Origin of the sequence: Duganella sp. LjRoot269, assembly GCF_964254095.1 — a bacterium.
GTDB classification, from domain to species: domain Bacteria; phylum Pseudomonadota; class Gammaproteobacteria; order Burkholderiales; family Burkholderiaceae_D; genus Rugamonas; species Rugamonas hordei.
In genome coordinates this window covers 2,502,527-2,522,324 of the sequence record NZ_CAXUSL020000001.1, presented here as the reverse complement: position 1 = coordinate 2,522,324, position 19,798 = coordinate 2,502,527, and the positions used below count along the sequence as shown (strand labels likewise).

Here is a 19,798-nt window from a genome sequence, read left to right as displayed (position 1 = left end):
CGGCATTAGTGCGAGACCTAAGCAGGCGGAACAAAATTCCCAACACATTAGAGTCCGGCGCTATGCCGTCGCGTGGCTGGCACCATAAGTTCTGTCAGGCTACGGGAAGCACTCCAGTCGCGTCGGCCGTGGTAAAGCACGATGGGCAACACCGGCGGCAGCTTGCCATAGCGGGATAGTCGGCGCTGCGCCACCAGGTCCTGGAATAGCAACCCAACATAGACCTGCATGCGCAAGGCCATCCAGCGATCGGAGCGTGACTGGAACTCCAGCAGGATGTAGACGTAGACCCAGTCGCCGCCTATATCCGCGCGCCAGACCATGTCCTGGTGACGTTGCTTGCCGCGCTCGCTGGCATAGCTGGCGTTGACGCGCTCCAGCGCGCTCACCTGCAGCGAACGCGCCCATGCGGCCGGCATGAATCCGGCCAGCAGTTCGCGCACCATCTCGGTGTGGGCGAAGAGTTGTTTATAGAGCGTGTCGCTGCGGGATTTCACCGAAAAATTGTAGCGCCCGCTTTCATTGCCGGGTACGCTAGGCGGCGAGCTTTGCTTGGCTCGGATCAAGCAACCACCACCTCAAGGAGACGTACTTGAACGCTACCGCTTCAGCCATCCGTCGCACCTATGCGCTACCCGCGCTACTGCCCTCTCTGTTACTGGCCTGCGCCACCGCCGGCGCCGCCGATGCGCCTCCCGCCGCCGTCACCGCCGTCAAGGCCGCCCACATGCTCGACGTGCGCAGCGGTGCGCTGGTCGACAACGCGGTGGTGCTGATCAGCGGCGAACGTATCACCGCCGCCGGCAGCAAGCTGGCCATCCCGGCCGGCGCCCAGGTCATCGACCTCGGCAACAAGACCCTGCTGCCCGGCCTGATCGACATGCACACCCACCTGACCGGCGATCCGCAGGATTCCGGCTATTCCATCGTCGCCAAGTCGATCCCGCGCGTCACGCTGACCGGCGCCAAGAACGCCCGCATCACGCTGCAGGCCGGCTTCACCACCGTGCGCGACGTCGGCGCCGACGGCTATGCCGACATCGGCCTGCGCGACGCCATCAACGACGGCGACGTGCCCGGCCCGCGCATGGCCGCCTCCGGTCCGCCGCTGAGCATCACCGGCGGCCACTGCGACGACACCATGCACGCGCCCGAATACAAGATCACCGCCCTCGGCGTGGCCGACGGCGTCGACGAGGCGCTCAAGGTCACCCGCCGCAACATCAAGTACGGCGCCGACGTCATCAAGATCTGCGCCACCGGCGGCGTGCTGTCGTTCGGCGACGATCCGCGCACCTCGCAATACACATTGGAAGAATTGAAGGCCATCATCAGCGACGCCCACCGCCTCGGCCGCAAGGCCGCCGCCCACGCGCACGGCGGCGACGGCATCAAGCTGGCGGTGCTGGCCGGCGTCGATTCGATCGAGCACGGCTCCTACATCGACGACGAAGGCATCAAGCTGATGAAGGAACACAAGACCTGGCTGGTGCCGACGGTCTACCTGGGCGACTGGCTGATCGAGAACGCCGAAGCGATCAAGCTGCCCAAGCCGCTGCTGGAAAAAGCCAAGGTGACCTTGCCGATGGCGCGCCAGAACATTGCCCGCGCCATCAAGGCCGGCGTGCCGATCGCCTTCGGCACCGACGCCGCCGTGTATCCGCACGGCCTGAACGCGCGCGAGTTCGGCATCCTGGTCAAGCTCGGCATGACGCCGATCCAGGCCATCCGCGCGGCCACGCTGAACGCCAGCGAGTTGCTGGGCTGGACCGACAGGGTGGGCACGATCGAGGCGGGCAAGTTCGCCGACCTGATCGCGGTGGACGGCGAACCGCTGAAGGATGTGAAGACGCTGGAAAGCGTCCAGTGGGTGATGAAGGGCGGCGCCGTCGTCAAATAATCAGTGCTGGTGGGTGGCGGTGCCTGCAGGCGCGGGCAACACCTCCAGCACCGGCGCCGGCGCTTTCGGCCTGGCGGCGCCGTCGGCGGCAATTTCATCCCAGGCCACGCTGGTCTTGCCGCACTGCTGCACGATGCGGAAATACAGCTTGCCCGGCGTCTCGGGCAGCTTCACCTGCATGACGAATTCGTCGAAATAAGCGTCCGGCAGCGAGCCGCCTTTCCAGCTGATCTCATGCAGGTTGCCGCTGTTGGCGATGTCGATCTTCCAGCCCTGCTTGGGCATCGGCTTGGCGGCGTTGGCGCCTTCCGGCAGCGACACCGTCAGGCCGGTGGTGGCGCCGCCGTCGCAGCCGTGGCCGACGCGGAACGCCAGCTTCTGGTAGGTACCCGCCAGGCCGGTGGCCTGGTCCAGCGTGACGTGCGCCTGCGCGGCCGGCGCTATCGTGGCCATTGCCAGCGCCAGCATGGTGGAAGTCATCTTCATCACTGCCCCTTAGGTGGAGTGTAGGTCAACGGTTTGACCGGCACGTCAAGTGCGATGGTTTCGTTCTTCTTGCCCTTCTTGCGTATGACCAGCGTGACCGGCACGGTCTCGCCTTCCTTCAACTGCCGCTTCAACTCCATCAGCATCACGTGATAGCCGCCGGAGGCCAGGTTCACGCTCTGGCCGGCCGGCAGTTCCAGCGACGGCACGGCGTGCATCTTCATCATCTGGCCATCCATCTGCATCTGGTGGATTTCCGCCACGCCGGCCACGCTGGAGCGCACTTCCACCAGCTGCGCATCCTGCCTGGACTTCAGCTCCATGAACACGCCGGTCGATTTGGCGGCAGGTACGGTGGCGCGTATCCACGCGTCCTTGACCTCGACCTGGGCCAGCACCATCGGGGCGCATGCCGCCAGCAATAACGAAAGGATGAGTTTTTTCATCTTGAGATTGTATCAGCGCTCGGCCTTGAAGGTCTCGCGGCCGATCTCCACGGTATCGGTGCCGTCGTTCAGCCAGATCTGGCCGTCCTGGATGGTGCACTGCAGCTGCATGGTGCGCTGGGCCATCTTGGCCAGCTGCTCGGTGGCGTCGGCGTCCAGGTTGATCACGGTCAGGTTCTTGCAGCGCTCGACCTTGTTGGCCAGCGCCTTCCACCAGATATGGCTGGTGGCCGCATAGCTGTAGACATAGACGTGCTCCGAACGGCCGCAGGCCTTCAGGATCACCTTCTCGTCCGGCTGGCCCACTTCGATCCACAGCTGGATCGCGCCGGTCAGGTCCTTTTGCCAGATGTCCGGCTCCTCGACGTCGAACAAGCCCTTGGTGAACGTCAGCGCCTCGTTCGCGTGGATCGCGAACGCGACCAGGCGCACCATCATGCGCTCGTCGGTTTCCGACGGATGGCGCGCCAAGGTCAGCGATTGCGTTTCATAGAAGTTGCGGTCCATGTCCGCGATCTGTAAATCGGCTTTGTAGATTGTTGCTTTGAGGGCCATCTGTGAATCTCTATAGTTATTTGAAGACGACAGTCTTGTCGCCGTTCTGCAAAATGCGGTGTTCGACAAACCACTTCACCGCGCGCGCCAGCACCACGCATTCGACGTCGCGGCCGATGGCCGACAGCGTCTCGGCATCCATCGAATGGTCGACGCGCTCGACGTCCTGCTCGATGATCGGACCTTCGTCCAGGTCGCCGGTGACGAAGTGCGCGGTGGCGCCGATCAGCTTGACGCCGCGGTGGTGCGCCTGCGCATACGGCTTGGCACCCTTGAAGCTGGGCAGGAAGGAATGGTGGATATTGATCGCCTTCCCTTTCAGCGCCGTGCACAGGCCGGGCGACAAGATCTGCATGTAACGCGCCAGCACCACCAGGTCGATCTTGTGGGTGTTCATCAGCTCGATGATCTTGGTTTCCTGCGCCAGCTTGGCTTCCTGCGGCGCGCCGGTGGCCAGCGGCAGGTGGTGGAACGGAATATTGTAGCTGGCGGCCAGCTGGTAGAAGTCCATGTGGTTGGACACGATGGCCGGAATTTCCACCGGCAGCAGACCGCTCTTGTAGCGGAACAGCAGGTCGTTCAGGCAGTGGCCGATCTTCGACACCATCAGCATCACGCGGGGCTTGTAGTGGGCGTCGCGCAGCTGCCAGTCCAGCTTCATCTCGCTGCCCAGCAGGCCGAAATCGGCGCGCAGCAGGTCGTCGTTGACGTTGCGGTCTTCCAGCGCGAAATGCACGCGCATGAAGAACAGCTTCGACTCGCCGTCGCCGAACTGGGCCGAGTCGATGATGTTGCAGCCGTGATCGGCAAGGAAGCCCGATACGCGATGAACGATTCCGCGCTGGTCCAGGCAAGAGAGTGTCAAAATGTATTCGGGATTGCTCATATCTACCATCGTTATTGGTCTAACAAGGCCGGTATTGTCGCACGGCTGGGCCGTGCACGTGAAAATAGCACGATCGTGCAATTTACGGTATATTGGCCCCCACACCCCATTTCGAGGAATAAAAATGACGAACAAAGAGACTAACCTGCAATTCCGCCTGGCAGCCCGTCCGGTCGGCATGGTCAAGGACAGCGACTGGCAGCAAGTGGAAGAGCCGCTGCGCGAGTTGGCCGACGGCGAAATGCTGGTCAAGGTGCTGTACCTGTCGCTCGATCCGGCCATGCGCGGCTGGATGAACGACGCCAAATCCTATATCCGCCCGGTCGGCATCGGCGAGGTGATGCGCGCCGGCGGCATCGGCGTGGTGGTGGAATCGAAGTCGTCCCGCTTCGCAGTCGGCGACCATGTGCAGGGCGGCACCGGCGTGCAGCGCTACTGGATCGGACCGGCCGACGACAAGAGCGTCGGCTTCCGCAAGGTCGACGCCAAGCTGGCGCCGCTGCCCACCTACCTGAACACCTTGGGCATGCCGGGCTTGACGGCCTACTTCGGCCTGATCGAATCGGGCCAGCCGAAAGCCGGCGAGACGGTGGTGGTGTCCGGCGCGGCCGGCGCGGTCGGCCAGACCGTCGGCCAGGTGGCCAAGCAGCTGGGCTGCCGCGTGGTCGGCATCGCCGGCGGCAAGGAAAAATGCGACTTCGTGGTCAACCAGCTGGGCTTCGACGCCTGTATCGACTACAAGGGCGGCTCGGTCAAGGACGGTCTCAAGCAGCATTGCCCGGACGGCGTCGACGTCTACTTCGACAACGTCGGCGGCGAGATCCTCGACACGGTGCTCACCCGCATCAACATGAAGGCGCGCATCGTCATCTGCGGCGCCATCTCGCAGTACAACAACACCACGCCGGTCAAGGGTCCGGCCAACTACCTGTCGCTGCTGGTCAACCGCGCGCGCATGGAAGGCATCGTCGTGTTCGACTACGCCGACCGCTACCACCTGGGCATCGCCCAGCTGGGCCAGTGGATGAAGGAAGGCAAGATCCACAGCAAGGAAGACATCGTGCAGGGCCTGGAGAATTTCCCGCAGGCCTTGAACATGCTGTTCGAAGGCAAGAACTTCGGCAAGCTGGTGCTGCAGGTGGCCAGCGAATAAAGGGAACTTTTTGGCGTCCTCGGCGTCTATCCTTCTTTCGTCGAAGGACTACGCCAAGGACGCATCATGACTCCCCAATTTTTCACCCCCGCCGTCAAGAATCATCTCGACCTCCTCATCACGCTGTACACCGACCTGGCGCAGCGCGCGCTGGAAACCATGCAGAGCCTGAGCGAGTTGAACATGCAGCTGGCGCGCGACCTCATCGCCGAAGCCGGCGCCAACACGCAGCGCCTGATGAGCGGCAAGCTGCTCGACCCCGGCCGGCCGGCGCCGGAGAGCGGCGCGCTGCAAAGCTACCAGCGCCACCTGGCCGAAATCGTCACCCGCGCCAGCTCCAGCATGGCGCAAACGGCGGCCACCCACGGACCGGCCGTGCAGCGCGCCGCCACCGACGTTGCCCAGGAAATGATGCAGCGCGCCTCGGAGCAGGCGTCCGAGCAGATGTCCAGGTATCAAACAGCTAGCCAGACCCGCCATTGAATGTGGAACTTCCGTCAAGCTTGCATCTCTAACCATACAGAGCAGCCAAAACTGCTCGGCGAACCCTGACGGAATGTCATCACACTCATGAGGAGGTTTTATGGCCAGTAATTCAGGTAACGATCAAAGCAAGCCGAAAGGCACGGCCAAGCGCGGCTTTGCGGCGATGGACGAGGCAACCCAGCGCAGCATCGCCAGCAAGGGGGGACAGGCGGCCCACCAGAAAGGGACGGCCCATGAGTTCAACTCGGAGGAAGCCCGCCGTGCCGGCCAGAAAGGCGGCGAGGCGGTGAGCCGAGACCGTGAACACATGGCGCAGATCGGCCGCAAGGGTGGCGAAAGCCGCCAGTCCGCCGCCCGCGCCAATGCCAGCAAAGCCGCCGCCAGTGCCGGCTCCGAGCAATCAGCCAAAGGGGGCAACATGCAAGGGGGCAAGGCCGCTGAGCGCTAGGCAGGATCTGTCTAGGCCGGTATGCCGATGATGACGCTGGAAGCCTTGAACACGGCGATGACCTCGCTACCGACTTCCAGCGCCAGCGCCTCGCCGCTGTCGCGCGTGACGATGGCGGCGATCGCGCCGCCGCCCGGCAACTCGATGCTGACCTCGGTGTTCACCGCGCCCACCTGCACCCGCGTGACGGTACCGGCCAACTGGTTGCGGGCCGACAGGCGAGCCTCGCCCATCCCGGTCACGACGATCACCGACGACGCCTTGACCAGCGCAAAAGCTTCGCAGCCGACGGTCAGGCTCAGGCTGTCGCTGCTGTCTCGGGTGATGGTGGCCACGATGTGCTGGCCGCCGACGATCTCCAGCGTGATCTCGTCGTTGACGGCGCCCTCTTTCAAGGCCACGACCTTGCCGCTAAATTGATTGCGCGCGCTGGTTTTCATTTTCATCCTCTGGATCAGCAAGAAGTCGTCGGCCAGCGCATGCGACTGGCTGCTCAGGTGGGCCACGAATTTGCGGTGCTCTTCATCGACCTTGCGGAAATTTTCCACCAGCTGCGCGCCACGTTTGGTCAGCCGCGTGCCGCCGCCGCCCTTGCCGCCGGCCACGCGCTCCAGCAGCGGCTCGCCGGCCAGGTTGTTCATCGCCTCGATGGCGTCCCACGCACCCTTGTAGCTGATGCCGACCGCCTTGGCGGCGGCGGTGATCGAGCCGTGCGTGGCTATGGCAGCCAGCAACTCCACCCTGTCCTGCCCGCCCAGCTTCTGGCCGCCTATCGTCATCCAGACATTGCCCTGTAATTCCATGGTGTGCTCGTCCTCAGGCCGCTTCGTTCATATTGCTCAGGCTGCCGTGTTCCATGCGCAGCACATGCTCGCCGAAAACGCGCACGTCCTCGGGATCATGGGTGATCAGTATCATCGGTATCGCCAGCCGGCGCTGCAGGGTGTCCAGCTCGCCGCGCATGCGCTCGCGCAGGCCGGGATCGAGCGCGGCAAACGGCTCGTCCAGCAGCAGCGCCGCCGGCTCCGGCGCCAGCGCGCGCGCCAGCGCCACCCGTTGCCGCTGGCCACCGGACAATTGATGCGGCAACTGCAGCGCCACATGCTCCAGCTCGAACGCCTTCAGCCAGTAGCCGATCACCGCATCGTCGACCCGCGCCAGCGGATTGCGCCAGCCGCGCCGCAAGCCGAAGCCGATATTCTGCCGCACGTTCAGATGCGGGAACAAGGCGTAGTCCTGGAACAGATAGGCGACCTTGCGCTGCTGCGGCGCGACGTCGATGCCGCCGTGCCGGTCGAACAGGCAGCGCCGCGCGACGTCGATGCGGCCGCTGTCCGGCCGCATCAGGCCGGCCACCGCCTTCAGCAGCAGGCTCTTGCCGGCGCCGGACGGGCCGTAGATGACGATGCGCTGGCTGGCCGATTCAAACCGCGCGTTCAAATGAAACGTGCGCTCGCCGGAACGCAGGGTCTTGCGGATGTCGACTGAGATTTGCATGGTCATGCCTGCGGATTCCGGTTGGGCGTCAGTTTGTTGGCCGCGATCAGCACCGCGATGCACACCACGGACGTAATGGTCACCAGCAGGTTGGCGGTGTCGTCCTGCCCCGCCTGCACGGCTTCGTAGACGGCGATCGACAGGGTCTGCGTCTTGCCGGGGATGCTGCCGGCCACCATCAGCGTCGCGCCGAACTCGCCCATCGAGCGGGCGAAGGCCAGCAAGGTACCGCCCAGCACGCCACGCCAGGCCAACGGCAAGGTCACCCGCAGGAACACGCCGAACGGCGGGATGCCCAGCACCTGCGCGGCCTGCTCCAGCTGCGTGTCGACCGCCTCGAAGGCCGCCCGCGCGCCCTTGAGCACCAGCGGAAACGCCACCACGGCGGCGGCGATGACCGCCGCCTGCCAGGTGAAGATCAGGTTGACGCCCAGCGTCTGCTGCAGCCACGCGCCGATCACGCCGTGGCGGCCGATCACCACCAGCAGGTAGTAGCCCAGCACCGTCGGCGGCATCACCATCGGCAAGGTCAGCACGGCGTCGAGCAGCTCGCGGCCCGGGAAGCGCTTGCGCGCCAGCAGGTAGCCGAGCGCGACGCCCAGCACCAGGTCCAGCAGCGTCGCCCAGCACGCCACCTTCAGCGACAGGCGCAGCGCGATCCACGCCGGCTCGGCCAGCAGGTTGTCCAACACCTTACGGGCGGCCGAAGCCGTACTTGGCCAGGATCGCCTGGCCGGCCGACGACAGCACGTAGTCCGCGAACCGGCGGCCAGCCGCGGCTTGCGGGCCGGCGGCGATCACCGCGATCGGGTAGCTGACCGGCGTTTCGGTCGGCACCGTGGCAACCACCTTGACCTTGTCCTTCATGATGGCGGCATCGGTGGCGTAGACGAAGCCTGCATCGACTTCGCCGCGCGCCACGTAGTCCAGGCTCTGGCGCACCGAGGTGCCGTAGATGGCTTTCGGCTCGACGGCGGCCCACAGCCTGCCCTGCTCCAGCGCGTTTTTCGCATAGCGGCCGACCGGCACGCTGGCCGGATTGCCCAGCGTCACGCGGGTGACGGCGGCCTGCCGCAGGTCGGCGATGCCCTTGATCGGCAGCGCGCCGGCCAGCGGCGCGATCAGCACCAGGCTGTTGCTGGCGAAATTCCTGCGGCTGCCGGGCGCCAGCAGTTTCAGATTGTCGGCCTTGTCCATCGCATCCTGGTCGGCCGAGGCGAACACGTCCACCGGCGCGCCCTTGCTGATCTGCTGCACCAGTGGATCGGAGGCGGCGAAATTGAACTGCACCTTGTCGCCGGCATGCTCCTTCTCGAAAGCGGCGCCGATTTCCTTGAACGCGTTGGTCAGGCTGGCAGCAGCCGACACCGTGATATCGGCGGCCGACGCGGTCGCGCCCATCGCCGCCAGCGCGCCCAGTACAGCCGCCGCGCCCAGTCTCAAAGCTCGCATCGTGTTTTTTCCTTTGGTAACGAAACCGCAATATACTCGATTATATAGCGATGGGCGAGCGCGTGTCATGCAGAGATTTTGTATACCTTCTATAATTTCAGCAATTACTGAAAATTCAAAAACAAGGAAACCATGAGCACCTCCCCGCCTCTCCCTCCACTGACGCCTCTGGCCCAGAAATTCATCCTGCATTTCGGTGAAATGGGCAGCCGCTGGGGCATCAACCGCACCGTCGGCCAGATTTACGCGCTGCTCTACGTCAGCGCGCGGCCATTGAACGCGGACGAGATCGCCGAATCGCTGTCGTTCTCGCGCTCGAATGTCTCGATGGGATTGAAGGAACTGCAATCATGGCGGCTGGTCAAACTGCTGCACCAACCGAACGACCGCCGCGAATATTTCGAACCGCCTAAGGATATCTGGGACATCTTCAAGGCGCTGCTGGAAGAACGCCGCCGCCGCGAGGTCGAGCCGACGCTGTCGATGCTGCGCGACGCGCTGCTGGAAACGCCGTCCACCGAGGCCGACCGCGTGGCCCAGGAGCGCATGCGCGAGATGTACAACCTGATCGAGCTGTCCAGCTCCTGGTTCGACGACGTGCAGCGCCTGTCGCCCGAAACGCTGGCCTCGCTGATGAAAATGGGGTCCAAGGTGAAAAAGCTGCTCGATGTCGGCGAAACCGTGCGCGACACTTTCCGATTCGGGCGTAGCGTGGAAGATGCCGCCCCCGACAAGGATAAAAAATAATGATGCTGCGCCGGCTCCATGGTTACCCGCTTGCGCTGGCCATCACGCTGGCGCTGCTGCTGAAAGCGCTGCTGCTGTTCGGGCTGTGGAAAGCCTTCTTTTCCGCGCCCCAGGCCAAGCAGATGCGGATGCCGACCGCCACGGTCGAACAGCATCTGCTCGCCCCCACTCCCCCCGTCTCCCCACCTGAAAGAAAGCCATGAGCCCGCTCGACGATGTCGTCACTTTGTCGCGGCTGCAGTTCGCCGCCACCGCGATGTATCACTTCCTGTTCGTCCCCCTCACGCTCGGCCTGTCCTGGATCCTGGTGATCATGGAATCGGTCTATGTCATGACCGGCAAGGAAATCTACAAGGACATGACCCGCTTCTGGGGCAAGCTGTTCGGCATCAACTTCGCCATGGGCGTGACCACCGGCATCACGCTGGAATTCCAGTTCGGCACCAACTGGGCCTATTACTCGCACTACGTCGGCGACATCTTCGGCACCCCGCTCGCCATCGAGGGCATGATGGCCTTCTTCCTCGAATCCACCTTTGTCGGCCTGTTCTTCTTCGGCTGGAGCAAGCTGTCGCGGGTGCAGCACCTGGGCGTGACCTTCCTGGTGGCGTTCGGCTCCAGCCTGTCGGCGCTGTGGATACTGATCGCCAACGGCTGGATGAACCACCCGGTGGGCGCCGAGTTCAACTACGAAACCATGCGCATGGAACTGACCAGCATCGTCGACGTGATCTTCAATCCGGTGGCACAGGTCAAGTTCGTGCACACGGTGGCGGCCGGTTACGTGACGGCGTCGATGTTCGTGCTCGGCATCTCCGCGCTCTACCTGCTGAAGGCGCGCGACATTCCGTTCGCGCTGCGCTCGTTCGCCATCGCGGCCGGCTTCGGCCTGGCGTCGACGCTGTCGGTGATCGTGCTGGGCGACGAATCGGGCTACACCGTCGGCGAAGTCAACAAGGTCAAGCTGGCCGCCATCGAGGCGGAATGGGAAACCCAGCCGGCGCCGGCCGGCATCACCGTGTTCGGCCTGCCCAACGAGGCCACCCAGAGCACCGATTACGCAGTCAAGATCCCCTACATGCTGGGCCTGATCGCCACCCGTTCGGTGAGCGAGGAAGTGACCGGCATCAAGCAGCTCAAGCAGAGCAACGAGGCGCGCATCCGCAACGGCATGCACGCCTACGCGGCGCTGACGCGCCTGAAATCCGGCGACAAGTCGGACGAGGCCAAGGCCGCCTTCAAGGCGCTGCGGGACGACCTCGGCTACGGCCTGCTGCTGAAGAAGTATGCGCCCAACGTGGTCGACGCCACCGAGGCGCAGATCAGGATGGCGGTCAACGATACGGTGCCCAGGGTGGCGCCGGTGTTCTGGTCCTTCCGCATCATGGTCGGCCTGGGCATCCTGTTCCTGTTCATCTTCAGCAGCGCGTTCTACTTCCTGATCCGCAAGAAGCTGGCGCCGCAGCGCTGGCTGCTGCGGCTGGCGGTGGCGGCGATCCCGCTGCCGTGGGTGGCGGCCGAGCTGGGCTGGGTGGTGGCCGAATACGGCCGCCAGCCGTGGACCATCGCCGGCATCCTGCCGACGCATCTGTCGGCGTCGAGCCTGCAGGTGGGCAGCCTGTACTTCAGCCTGGCCGGCTTCATCGGCTTCTACACGCTGCTGCTGGTGATCGAGCTGGGCCTGATGATCAAGTACGCCAGACAGGGCCCGAGCAGCCTGCACACCGGCAAGTACCACTGGGAAAACGCGCACAAGGAGCCATGATGTTATTCGACTATGAAACCTACAAGATCATCTGGTGGTGCTTCGTCGGCGTGCTGCTGATCGGCTTCGCGCTGACGGACGGCTTCGACTTCGGCATCGGCATGCTGCTGCCCTTCCTCGGCAAGAACGACACCGAGCGGCGCGTCATCATCAACACCATCGGCCCGACCTGGGAAGGCAACCAGACCTGGTTCATCGCCGCCGGCGGCTGCCTGTTCGCGGCCTGGCCGCTGGTCTACGCGGCCGCGTTTTCCGGCTTCTACATCGCGCTGATGCTGTGCCTGTTTGCGCTGTTCTTCCGCCCGGTCGGCTTCGACTATCGCAGCAAGATCGCCGATCCGCGCTGGCGCGGCACCTGGGACTGGTGCCTGTTCACCGGCGGCTTCGTGCCGCCGGTGATCTTCGGCGTCGCCTTCGGCAATCTGCTGCAGGGCGTGCCGTTCCGCTACGACGACACCATGCGCCTCGAATACACGGGCAACTTCCTCGGCCTGCTGAACCCGTTCGGCCTGCTGGCCGGCGTGCTCAGCGCCGCCATGCTGCTGATGCACGGCGCCACCTACCTGCAGCAAAAGACCGACGGCGTGATCGCCGCCCGCGCGCGCCGCGTGGCGATCGGCGCCGGCGCGCTGACCATCGTGCTGTTTGCCGCCGCCGGCGTGTGGGTCGCCACCGGCATCGCCGGCTACCGCATCAGCGCCATGCCGGACGCCAGCGCCGCCTTCATGCCGATCGCCAAGACGGTCGAGCGCGCGCACGGCGCCTGGCTGGACAACTACCGGCGCTGGCCGCTGACGCTGGCCTTCCCCGCCGCCGCCTTTGCCGGCGCCGCGCTGGCCATCGGCTTCAGCGCGCGCCGCCTGACCTTGCCGGCCTTCCTGTCCAGCGGGCTGGCGGTAAGCGGCATCATCCTGACGGCTGGCGCCGCGATGTTCCCCTTCATCATGCCGTCGTCGCTGGCGCCCGGCAGCAGCCTGACCGCGTGGGACGCGGTGGCCAGCCACAAGAGCCTGGCGGTGATGTTCTGGGTGGTCGTCGTCATGCTGCCCATCGTAGTCGGCTACACTGGCTGGGTATATCGGGTGGTGCGCGGCAAGGTCACGGAAGAGCACATCCGTGAAAACCAACACACTGCATACTGAAAGGAATCGTCATGTGGTATTTCACCTGGATCCTGGGCCTCGGCTTCGCGCTGGCGGCCGCCATCATCAACGTGCTGTGGCTGGAATCGAACTACGCCTTCGGCCAGCGCGACGAGGACACCACCCGCGCCAGCTTTGAAAACGCCCGCGCGACGGACCGCTCCGGCCAGCCATGAACGACTGGCTGCGACACGGCCCCGTCACCGACGGCATCGAGCTGGTCGAGGCATTCTTCCAGGGCGCGGCCTACGGGTCGCATCGCCATGACAGCTATGCCATCGGCCTGACCATGGCCGGCGTGCAATCGTTCCGCTACCGCTCCGCCATGCGCCACAGCCTGTCCGGGCAGGCGCTGGTGCTGCATCCGGACGAAGCCCACGACGGCCAGGCCGGCACCGAGGACGGCTTTCGCTACCGTATCGCCTACCTCGCGCCGGAGCTGCTGCAACAGGTGCTGGGCGGCGCGCCGCTGCCGTTCGTCGACGGCGGCGTGTCGTCCGACCGCCGGCTGGTACGCGCGGCGGCCGGCCTGCTGGCCAATTTCGACGCGGCGCCCGGCTCGATGGAACTGGACGACGCGCTGGTCGACATCGCCACCGCGCTGCGCCAGGCGGCCGGCCAGCGCCAGCTGCCGGGTGGCGACTTCCGCGCCGCCCACATCGCCCGCGAATACATCAACGACGCGCTGCACACCAGGCTGACGCTGGACGACCTGGCCCGGGCCAGCGGCCGCGACCGCTGGAGCCTGGCGCGCGATTTCCGCACCTTTTTCGGCGTCAGCCCGCACCGCTACGTCACCATGCGCCGGGTCGCGCTGGCCAGGCAGTCCATGCTGCGCGGCCTGTCGCTGGCCGACGCCGCCGCCATCGCCGGCTTTGCCGATCAAAGCCATCTGACGCGGCACTTCGTCGCCGCCTATGGCATCCCGCCGGCGCGCTGGCTGCGGCTGCAAGGCGCACGCACAAACGTTCAAGACGCGCCGCACACGGCGCTGTAGAGTCGGGGCTCCACCATCACCAGGAGCCACCATGACAACAAATTCTCCCGTTTCCCCCGCCGAATGCGCCGCGGCGTTGGCCGAACACTGGTCGCCGCGCGTGATTGCCGAACTGGACGACAACTATGTCAAGGTCGCCAAGGTGCACGGATCGCTGGCCTGGCACAGCCATGACAACGAGGACGAACTGTTCTTCATCCTGAAAGGCCGGCTGCGCATCGAGATGGAGCATGAGACGGTCGAGCTGTCCGAGGGCCAGGCCTACGTCGTGCCCAAGGGCGTGCGCCACAATCCGGTGGCGGAACAGGAATGCCTGATCATGCTGATCGAGAAGAAAGCCACGCTGCATACCGGCAGCGAAGTCACCGCGCGCACCAGGTCCATCGCGGAGCAGCTGAGGTAGCGCGGCCGGGATCGGGATGTCACGGATGCAGCAAGGGATAGATCACCAGCCCGACAATGGCGGCCGCGCCGACGACCACCGGCTCCTGCAGCTTTTTAAACCGCCACAGCAGCAGCACCGTGACAGCCGCGATCACGACGGTGGGCAGGTCGATGATGGAGCGCCGCGCAATGACAATCACGGAACCAGTGATGGCGCCGATCGCCGCGGCGGTGATGCCGTCGACGAAGGCCAGCACGCCCAGCAACTTGCCGTACTTTTTGAAATACGGCGCAGAGACAACGGTGAACAGGTAGCATGGAATGAAGGTAGCCAGCGCGGCCACCGACGCCCCCTGCAAGCCGGCGATCAAATATCCGATAAAGGCCACCGTGATGACGACCGGCCCAGGCGTAATCATCGCCACCGCAACCGCATCCACAAATTGCTTGTCGCTCAGCCAGTGGTGCTCGGTGACCACACCGCCATAGAGGAATGGCACGATCGCCAGGCCCGAGCCGAACACGAAAGCACCTGCCTTGGCAAAGAAAATGCCAATTTGCGTCAGCACCGACAAGTCAACTCCGGCGGCCGCAGGCAACGCGGGCAACTGCGCCAGGCCAATCGCCGGCAAGCCGCCTTTGGCGATCCATTTGGGCGGCGCGCGCAGCAGCCAGACCAGGACGCCGGCTGCGATGAACAGCCAGGCCACCTCGGATTCGGTCACCACCGTGACGATCAGCAGCAGCAGGTAGATCGCCCACAACAGCTTGTCCTTGCCGATATTTTTGGTGGTCAGCTTGCGCGCGCTCATGGCGATAATGCCGATCACCGCCGCGCCCACGCCGTAGAACACGGCCTGCATCCAGGGCAAGCCGCCATAGCGCACATAGGCCCAACCCAGAGCAACCACCATCATGAAGGACGGGATGACGAAGGCGATACCCGCCAGCGTCGCTCCCAACAGGCGGTAGTGCACATAGCCCATGTAGATGCCCAGTTGCGCCGCCAGCGGCCCCGGCGCCAGCTGGGCCAGCGCAAGGCCTTCCTTGTAGTCCGCTTCGCTGATCCAGCCGCGCTGCTCTACCAGGTCGCGGTGCATATAACCCACCAGGGCGACCGGACCACCGAAGCCCAGACTCCCCAGGCGCAGCATGTACAGCACCATTTGCCACAGGGTGTAGCCGGGGCCGGCCATCGTTGATTCTGTGCTGTTCAAGGCATACTCCTTATTTTGATTCCGCTGCGGCGGCAAAATGGGCATGCATGGCATCGAGCACAACGCTCATCGTGTCCAGCAATTGATCGTCGTCGTGCGCGCGCTCGCGGGCGCCCGCGAGCATCGCTTCAAACCCTGCCGCCTCCGGCACGAAGCCGCCGCCGACATCGAGCGCGTGCACCATCGCGCCCAGCCGCATCAGGCCCTGGTCCTGCTCCAGCGCGAAGCTGGCCAGCAATACTTCGAAGGTGACGCGGTCGCCGATGTGCGTAAAGGCGGCCTGGTCGAAGTCGAAACCCAGCGCATCGGACGGGCAATCGCCTGGTGCTTCCAGCCAGAGGAACCGCGCCTGGCGGTCGATGAAGCGGCGTATCAGCCAGGCGCTGGCGACGCGGTCGACCCACAAGCGGCGCCGGGTGGCCCATGTCCGTCCCTGGTATTGCCCAGGATCGCGCCGCGCGATATCGGCAGCGACGGCATGCGGTTCTCCTGGCGACAGCAGCGATTCGGCGGTATTGATGAAATCCATCCAGGCTGCTTCAGCGGCGGCCCCGGCCTCGTTCGGGAAATAATCAATCGCGCAGGCGGCTTCGTACTCGCGGCGTATTTTACGGACCGTGCGGTTGATCTCTTGCGGCGACTGGCCGGCCAGCAAACGGTGCGACGCCGATAGCGCTTTTACAAATTCATTCCAGGCCGCGCTGCGGTCAAAAAGTGAGCGGAACGCTTCGCCTTCGCCGGGCGAGCGGGCCTGCACCGTCAGCAGCCAGGCGCTGCCGCCCTCGCGGATGGTGTCGGCCGCGAGCTCGGCTAATTGATGTTGCTCCGCCTTGCGATCGGGCAGCAGGTAGGCGCCGTCGCGCAACGCGCCGCAGCCCAAGCTCTTTAGCGCGCGCCAGATCCGCATGCGGGCCGTGGCGCTGTCCGAAGGCAGGCTGACGATCAGTAGCAACCAGTTTATATCGGTGGCGTTCATGACCCCAGAATATCATAAGTAGTGATCAATACAATATTTGTTATGATACCTACTTATTTTTTCACTGTAGCGCCGGCGCGGGTCTCGCAGGCTAAACTACCGGTATTTATGAGATCACTCGCCATGCATAAGGGTGTTGTTTACGCGTTGTTGGCGGCCGCCTTGTTTGGCGCCAGCACGCCTTTTGCCAAGTCAATGGTCGGCCATGTGGAGCCGGTCATGTTGGCTGGCGTCCTTTACCTTGGCAGCGGCCTGGGATTGTCCTTTTTCTACCTGCTGCGCTCCGTGACGCGGCGCGCGCAGGACGAAACAGCCGGGCTGACCGCGCGCGACCTGCCCTGGCTGGCAGGCGCGATCGCCGCCGGCGGCATAGGCGGGCCGGTGCTGTTAATGTTCGGGCTGACCGTGACGCCCGCTTCATCGGCCTCGCTCCTCCTCAACATGGAGGGCGTTCTGACCTCGATGCTGGCGTGGTTCGTATTCAAGGAGAACTTCGATCGGCGCATCTTCATCGGCATGCTGTTGATCGTGCTGGCTGGAGCCCTGCTGTCGTGGGAGCAGGCTCCGACCCTTGGCGCGCCTTGGGGGCCGCTGGCCATCGTCGGCGCTTGCCTGTGCTGGGGCATAGACAACAATCTCACGCGCAAGGTGTCGGCCAGCGACGCGGTGCAGATCGCCGGTGTCAAAGGCCTGGTGGCCGGATCGGCCAACCTGGCGCTGGCCTTGCTGCTCGGGTTCCATCTTCCCCCGGCATCGACGGCGCTGATGGCGGGCGTGGTTGGCTTGAGCGGATATGGCTTGAGCCTGGTCATGTTTGTCTTGGCGTTGCGCCACCTCGGCACGGCACGCACGGGCGCGTATTTTTCCGCGGCGCCATTTGTCGGCGCGGCGGTTTCCATGGCGATGCTCGGCGATCAGCCCGGCCTGTTATTCTGGTTTGCCGCCGCGCTGATGGGCGCAGGCATCTGGCTGCACCTGACCGAAACGCACGAGCACGAACATGAGCATGAAGCGCTGGCGCACAGCCATAGCCACAGTCATGATGCGCACCACCAGCACACGCACGACTTCGAATGGGATGGCATTGATCCGCATGTGCACCCGCACCAGCATCAGCCGATGCGGCATAGTCATAAACACTATCCCGACATCCACCATCGCCACGCGCACTAGCCCGGCTGAAAGCACCGAGGTGTGGTACATTCACGCCTCGAATCTTTCCAGCCGTGCCCGACATGTCCTCCCTGAAGTATCTTAGCGCCTACTCCGAGCAAACCCAGCAGCAAGTATCGCAACTCCTGGCCCAGAACCGCCTGGGCGAAGTGCTGCTCAAGCGCTACAGCAAGGCGCACGACGTCCGCACCGACAAGGCCCTGTACCAGTACGTGCAAGAATTGAAAAATGAACATTTGCGCAATGCCGAGCCGATCAACAAGGTCGAGTACGACAGCAAGATCCACGTGATCAACCATGCGCTGGGCCTGCATACCTCGATCTCGCGCGTGCAGGGCGGCAAGCTGAAGGCCAAGCATGAAATCCGCGTGGCGACGATGTTCAAGGAAGTGCCGCAGGAATTCCTGACGATGATCGCCGTCCACGAACTGGCGCACGTGAAGGAGAAGCAGCACGACAAGGCCTTCTACAAGCTGTGCACCTACATGGAACCGAACTACCACCAGTACGAATTCGACCTGCGCCTGTACCTGACCCACCTCGACACCGGCGCGCCGCGCCTGTGGACCTGACAGCAAAGTCTTGCCGGGCGCCATTAGCGCATAGCTGAGGCCGAATGCTGTTATATTGAGCCTCTATCTCCTCCTTGCCACCGGCCTGTTCGTCATCCAGCGCTGTTCGGCGCCAATCTGCGAGCCTGCTCAGCAGTCATGTCTGCATCACCCATCACGCTGAGCTGCAGTTCCTTGGAAGGCGTCCATGCATACGACCGGATTTGGCAACGGCGGTTACGACCGTTTAGAGGGTGCGGCTGGCCACACCGAATACACACGGCAGGCCAGCCTGCTCAAGACCGGCGCCTTGCAGGATGCGATCTTCAATAGCGCCTATTTCTCCAGCATCGCCACCGACGAACGGGGCGTGATCCAGATTTTTAACGTCGGCGCCGAGCGCATGCTGGGTTATAAGGCACTGGACGTTTTGAACCGGATCACGCCGGCCGATATTTCCGATCCGCTGGAACTGATCGCGCGCGCCGCCGAACTGAGCGAGGAACTGGACACGCCGATCTCGCCAGGGTTCGATGCGCTGGTGTTCAAGGCTTCGCGCGGCATCGAGGACATCTACGAGCTGACGTACATCCGCCAGGACGGCAGCCGCTTCCCCGCCATTGTGTCGGTGACGGCGCTGCGCAACGCGGACGACGACATCATCGGCTACCTGCTGATCGGCACCGACAACACGACCCGCAAACGTTTCGAGCGTGCGCTGGAGGACAAGAACATCGAGCTGGAGCACGCCAGCCGCATGAAGTCCGAATTCCTGGCAACCATGTCGCACGAGCTGCGCACGCCCCTGAATGCCATCATCGGCTTTTCCGAAGCGCTCAAGGACGGTCTGATGGGGGAAACCTCGGCGCTCCAGCACGAATCCATCGATGATATTTTCACCAGCGGCCAGCACCTGCTGTCACTGATCAACGACATCCTCGACCTGTCCAAAGTCGAAGCCGGCATGATGGCGCTGGAACTCGAGGCGGTCGACTTGTCCAGCCTGCTGCAGAACAGCCTGACCATCGTGCGGGAAAAAGCGGCGGCCCAGCTGATCGGACTTGAACTCGACATGGGCGAAGGCCTGGGCAGAGTGCAACTGGATGTACGCAAGACCAAGCAGATCGTCTACAACCTGCTGAGCAACGCGGTCAAGTTCAGCGCCAGCGGCGGACCGGTCCGGCTTCGTGCGCGCCGCGTGCAGCGCGGCGCGGTCGGCATACTGGAAGGCGATTGGCCTACGCACCGGTTTCCCCAGGCGGACAATGAATACAATGACTTCGTTGAAATCTGCGTCAGCGACCATGGCATCGGCATTTCGCAAGACAATATGGGACGGCTGTTCCAGGCCTTCAGCCAGATCGATAGCAGCCTGGCCCGCAAGTTCGAAGGCACCGGCCTAGGCCTGGCCATGGTCAAGCAGCTGGCCGAGCTGCAAGGCGGCGCGGTGGCCGTGGCCAGCGCGGAGCGCAAGGGTTCGCGCTTCGCCGTCTGGCTGCCGTTGCGGGCGCCACCACACGCCGCCGCTCCGGCTTGA

The 19,798-nt window shown here is 64.2% G+C and carries 25 protein-coding genes; 14 read left to right on the top strand and 11 right to left on the bottom strand.

What is annotated here, in order from left to right; translation table 11 throughout:
- Positions 1-47: 47 nt before the first annotated feature.
- Positions 48-566 (bottom strand): Rpn family recombination-promoting nuclease/putative transposase, encoded by a 519-nt coding sequence (locus ACSQ3S_RS11325; protein ID WP_436142412.1) that lies wholly within the window; start codon positions 564-566, stop codon positions 48-50.
- Positions 567-592: 26 nt separating this feature from the next.
- Here ACSQ3S_RS11325 and ACSQ3S_RS11320 point away from each other — a divergent pair, with 26 nt between their 5' ends.
- On the top strand, positions 593-1,900 hold the full coding sequence (locus ACSQ3S_RS11320; protein WP_436142411.1) for a Xaa-Pro dipeptidase: 1,308 nt from the start codon (positions 593-595) through the stop codon (positions 1,898-1,900).
- Here the strand turns inward: ACSQ3S_RS11320 and ACSQ3S_RS11315 are convergent, their stop codons facing one another.
- The 4 genes from ACSQ3S_RS11315 to purU are packed head-to-tail and all read right to left on the bottom strand — an operon-like array spanning position 1,901 to position 4,273.
- The gene (locus ACSQ3S_RS11315) at positions 1,901-2,386 is read right to left on the bottom strand and encodes a YcnI family copper-binding membrane protein (RefSeq protein ID WP_436142410.1); all 486 of its coding nucleotides are present in this window, start codon (positions 2,384-2,386) and stop codon (positions 1,901-1,903) included.
- Positions 2,386-2,832 carry a copper chaperone PCu(A)C gene (locus ACSQ3S_RS11310; protein ID WP_436142409.1) on the bottom strand — a complete coding sequence of 149 codons (447 nt, stop codon included), beginning with the start codon at positions 2,830-2,832 and terminating at the stop codon, positions 2,386-2,388. Before ACSQ3S_RS11310 ends, ACSQ3S_RS11315 begins: the two co-directional genes overlap by 1 nt.
- 12 nt (positions 2,833-2,844) lie before the next feature.
- Positions 2,845-3,387 carry a YaeQ family protein gene (locus ACSQ3S_RS11305; protein ID WP_176653686.1) on the bottom strand — a complete coding sequence of 181 codons (543 nt, stop codon included), beginning with the start codon at positions 3,385-3,387 and terminating at the stop codon, positions 2,845-2,847.
- 16 nt (positions 3,388-3,403) lie between these two features.
- Entirely contained in the window at positions 3,404-4,273 is an 870-nt protein-coding gene (gene purU, locus ACSQ3S_RS11300; protein ID WP_176653685.1) for a formyltetrahydrofolate deformylase, read from the bottom strand.
- Positions 4,274-4,397: 124 nt separating this feature from the next.
- On the opposite strand from purU, the gene ACSQ3S_RS11295 reads away from it, so the two are divergent.
- The 3 genes from ACSQ3S_RS11295 to ACSQ3S_RS11285 all read left to right on the top strand — a co-directional run bounded on the left by ACSQ3S_RS11295 (position 4,398) and on the right by ACSQ3S_RS11285 (position 6,360).
- Positions 4,398-5,426, top strand: coding sequence for an NADP-dependent oxidoreductase (locus tag ACSQ3S_RS11295; RefSeq protein WP_436142408.1), 1,029 nt, complete (start codon positions 4,398-4,400; stop codon positions 5,424-5,426).
- A 66-nt stretch (positions 5,427-5,492) separates the two neighbouring features.
- On the top strand, positions 5,493-5,909 hold the full coding sequence (locus ACSQ3S_RS11290; RefSeq protein WP_413448133.1) for a hypothetical protein: 417 nt from the start codon (positions 5,493-5,495) through the stop codon (positions 5,907-5,909).
- Between the two features lie 100 nt (positions 5,910-6,009).
- Positions 6,010-6,360, top strand: a complete 351-nt coding sequence (locus ACSQ3S_RS11285) for a KGG domain-containing protein (protein WP_176653682.1) — start codon at positions 6,010-6,012, stop codon at positions 6,358-6,360.
- A gap of 11 nt (positions 6,361-6,371) precedes the next feature.
- On the opposite strand, the gene ACSQ3S_RS11280 is transcribed toward ACSQ3S_RS11285, so the two are convergent.
- From ACSQ3S_RS11280 to modA, 4 genes are read right to left on the bottom strand one after another with little or no spacing between them, the layout of a single operon-like run.
- Positions 6,372-7,163: a TOBE domain-containing protein gene (locus ACSQ3S_RS11280; protein ID WP_413448132.1), complete on the bottom strand. Its 792-nt coding sequence runs from the start codon at positions 7,161-7,163 to the stop codon at positions 6,372-6,374.
- Between the two features lie 13 nt (positions 7,164-7,176).
- Positions 7,177-7,857: an ATP-binding cassette domain-containing protein gene (locus ACSQ3S_RS11275; protein WP_436142407.1), complete on the bottom strand. Its 681-nt coding sequence runs from the start codon at positions 7,855-7,857 to the stop codon at positions 7,177-7,179.
- Between the two features lie 2 nt (positions 7,858-7,859).
- Positions 7,860-8,546: a molybdate ABC transporter permease subunit gene (gene modB, locus ACSQ3S_RS11270; RefSeq protein ID WP_436145014.1), complete on the bottom strand. Its 687-nt coding sequence runs from the start codon at positions 8,544-8,546 to the stop codon at positions 7,860-7,862.
- Between the two features lie 4 nt (positions 8,547-8,550).
- The gene (gene modA / locus ACSQ3S_RS11265) at positions 8,551-9,309 is read right to left on the bottom strand and encodes a molybdate ABC transporter substrate-binding protein (RefSeq protein WP_436142406.1); all 759 of its coding nucleotides are present in this window, start codon (positions 9,307-9,309) and stop codon (positions 8,551-8,553) included.
- Positions 9,310-9,441: 132 nt separating this feature from the next.
- Between modA and ACSQ3S_RS11260 the strand changes: the two genes are divergently transcribed.
- Genes ACSQ3S_RS11260 through ACSQ3S_RS11230 form a run of 7 tightly spaced genes read left to right on the top strand, consistent with a single transcriptional unit; the run spans position 9,442 to position 14,363 of the window.
- A complete protein-coding gene (locus ACSQ3S_RS11260; RefSeq protein ID WP_436142405.1) occupies positions 9,442-10,056 on the top strand; it encodes a GbsR/MarR family transcriptional regulator in 615 nt (204 codons plus the stop codon).
- Complete coding sequence (cydP, locus tag ACSQ3S_RS11255) at positions 10,056-10,259, top strand: cytochrome oxidase putative small subunit CydP (RefSeq protein WP_436142404.1); 204 nt, start codon at positions 10,056-10,058, stop codon at positions 10,257-10,259. The genes ACSQ3S_RS11260 and cydP overlap by 1 nt, the downstream gene beginning before the upstream one ends.
- The gene (locus ACSQ3S_RS11250; RefSeq protein WP_176653676.1) at positions 10,256-11,821 is read left to right on the top strand and encodes a cytochrome ubiquinol oxidase subunit I; all 1,566 of its coding nucleotides are present in this window, start codon (positions 10,256-10,258) and stop codon (positions 11,819-11,821) included. Before cydP ends, ACSQ3S_RS11250 begins: the two co-directional genes overlap by 4 nt.
- The gene (gene cydB, locus ACSQ3S_RS11245; RefSeq protein ID WP_436145013.1) at positions 11,821-12,963 is read left to right on the top strand and encodes a cytochrome d ubiquinol oxidase subunit II; all 1,143 of its coding nucleotides are present in this window, start codon (positions 11,821-11,823) and stop codon (positions 12,961-12,963) included. The genes ACSQ3S_RS11250 and cydB overlap by 1 nt, the downstream gene beginning before the upstream one ends.
- Before the next feature lie 11 nt (positions 12,964-12,974).
- Positions 12,975-13,139 (top strand): cytochrome bd-I oxidase subunit CydX, encoded by a 165-nt coding sequence (gene cydX / locus ACSQ3S_RS11240; RefSeq protein ID WP_176653675.1) that lies wholly within the window; start codon positions 12,975-12,977, stop codon positions 13,137-13,139.
- Complete coding sequence (locus ACSQ3S_RS11235) at positions 13,136-13,960, top strand: AraC family transcriptional regulator (protein WP_436142403.1); 825 nt, start codon at positions 13,136-13,138, stop codon at positions 13,958-13,960. The genes cydX and ACSQ3S_RS11235 overlap by 4 nt, the downstream gene beginning before the upstream one ends.
- A gap of 31 nt (positions 13,961-13,991) precedes the next feature.
- A complete protein-coding gene (locus ACSQ3S_RS11230; RefSeq protein WP_176653673.1) occupies positions 13,992-14,363 on the top strand; it encodes a cupin domain-containing protein in 372 nt (123 codons plus the stop codon).
- A gap of 19 nt (positions 14,364-14,382) precedes the next feature.
- On the opposite strand, the gene ACSQ3S_RS11225 is transcribed toward ACSQ3S_RS11230, so the two are convergent.
- Positions 14,383-15,540, bottom strand: coding sequence for a chromate transporter (locus tag ACSQ3S_RS11225; protein WP_436145012.1), 1,158 nt, complete (start codon positions 15,538-15,540; stop codon positions 14,383-14,385).
- A 31-nt stretch (positions 15,541-15,571) separates the two neighbouring features.
- Positions 15,572-16,537: a chromate resistance protein ChrB domain-containing protein gene (locus ACSQ3S_RS11220; protein ID WP_436142402.1), complete on the bottom strand. Its 966-nt coding sequence runs from the start codon at positions 16,535-16,537 to the stop codon at positions 15,572-15,574.
- A gap of 123 nt (positions 16,538-16,660) precedes the next feature.
- Here ACSQ3S_RS11220 and ACSQ3S_RS11215 point away from each other — a divergent pair, with 123 nt between their 5' ends.
- From ACSQ3S_RS11215 to ACSQ3S_RS11205, 3 genes are all read left to right on the top strand, one after another.
- On the top strand, positions 16,661-17,710 hold the full coding sequence (locus ACSQ3S_RS11215) for a DMT family transporter (protein WP_436142401.1): 1,050 nt from the start codon (positions 16,661-16,663) through the stop codon (positions 17,708-17,710).
- Between the two features lie 62 nt (positions 17,711-17,772).
- Entirely contained in the window at positions 17,773-18,282 is a 510-nt protein-coding gene (locus ACSQ3S_RS11210; RefSeq protein WP_176653669.1) for a YgjP-like metallopeptidase domain-containing protein, read from the top strand.
- Between the two features lie 187 nt (positions 18,283-18,469).
- Positions 18,470-19,798, top strand: a complete 1,329-nt coding sequence (locus ACSQ3S_RS11205) for a sensor histidine kinase (protein ID WP_436142400.1) — start codon at positions 18,470-18,472, stop codon at positions 19,796-19,798.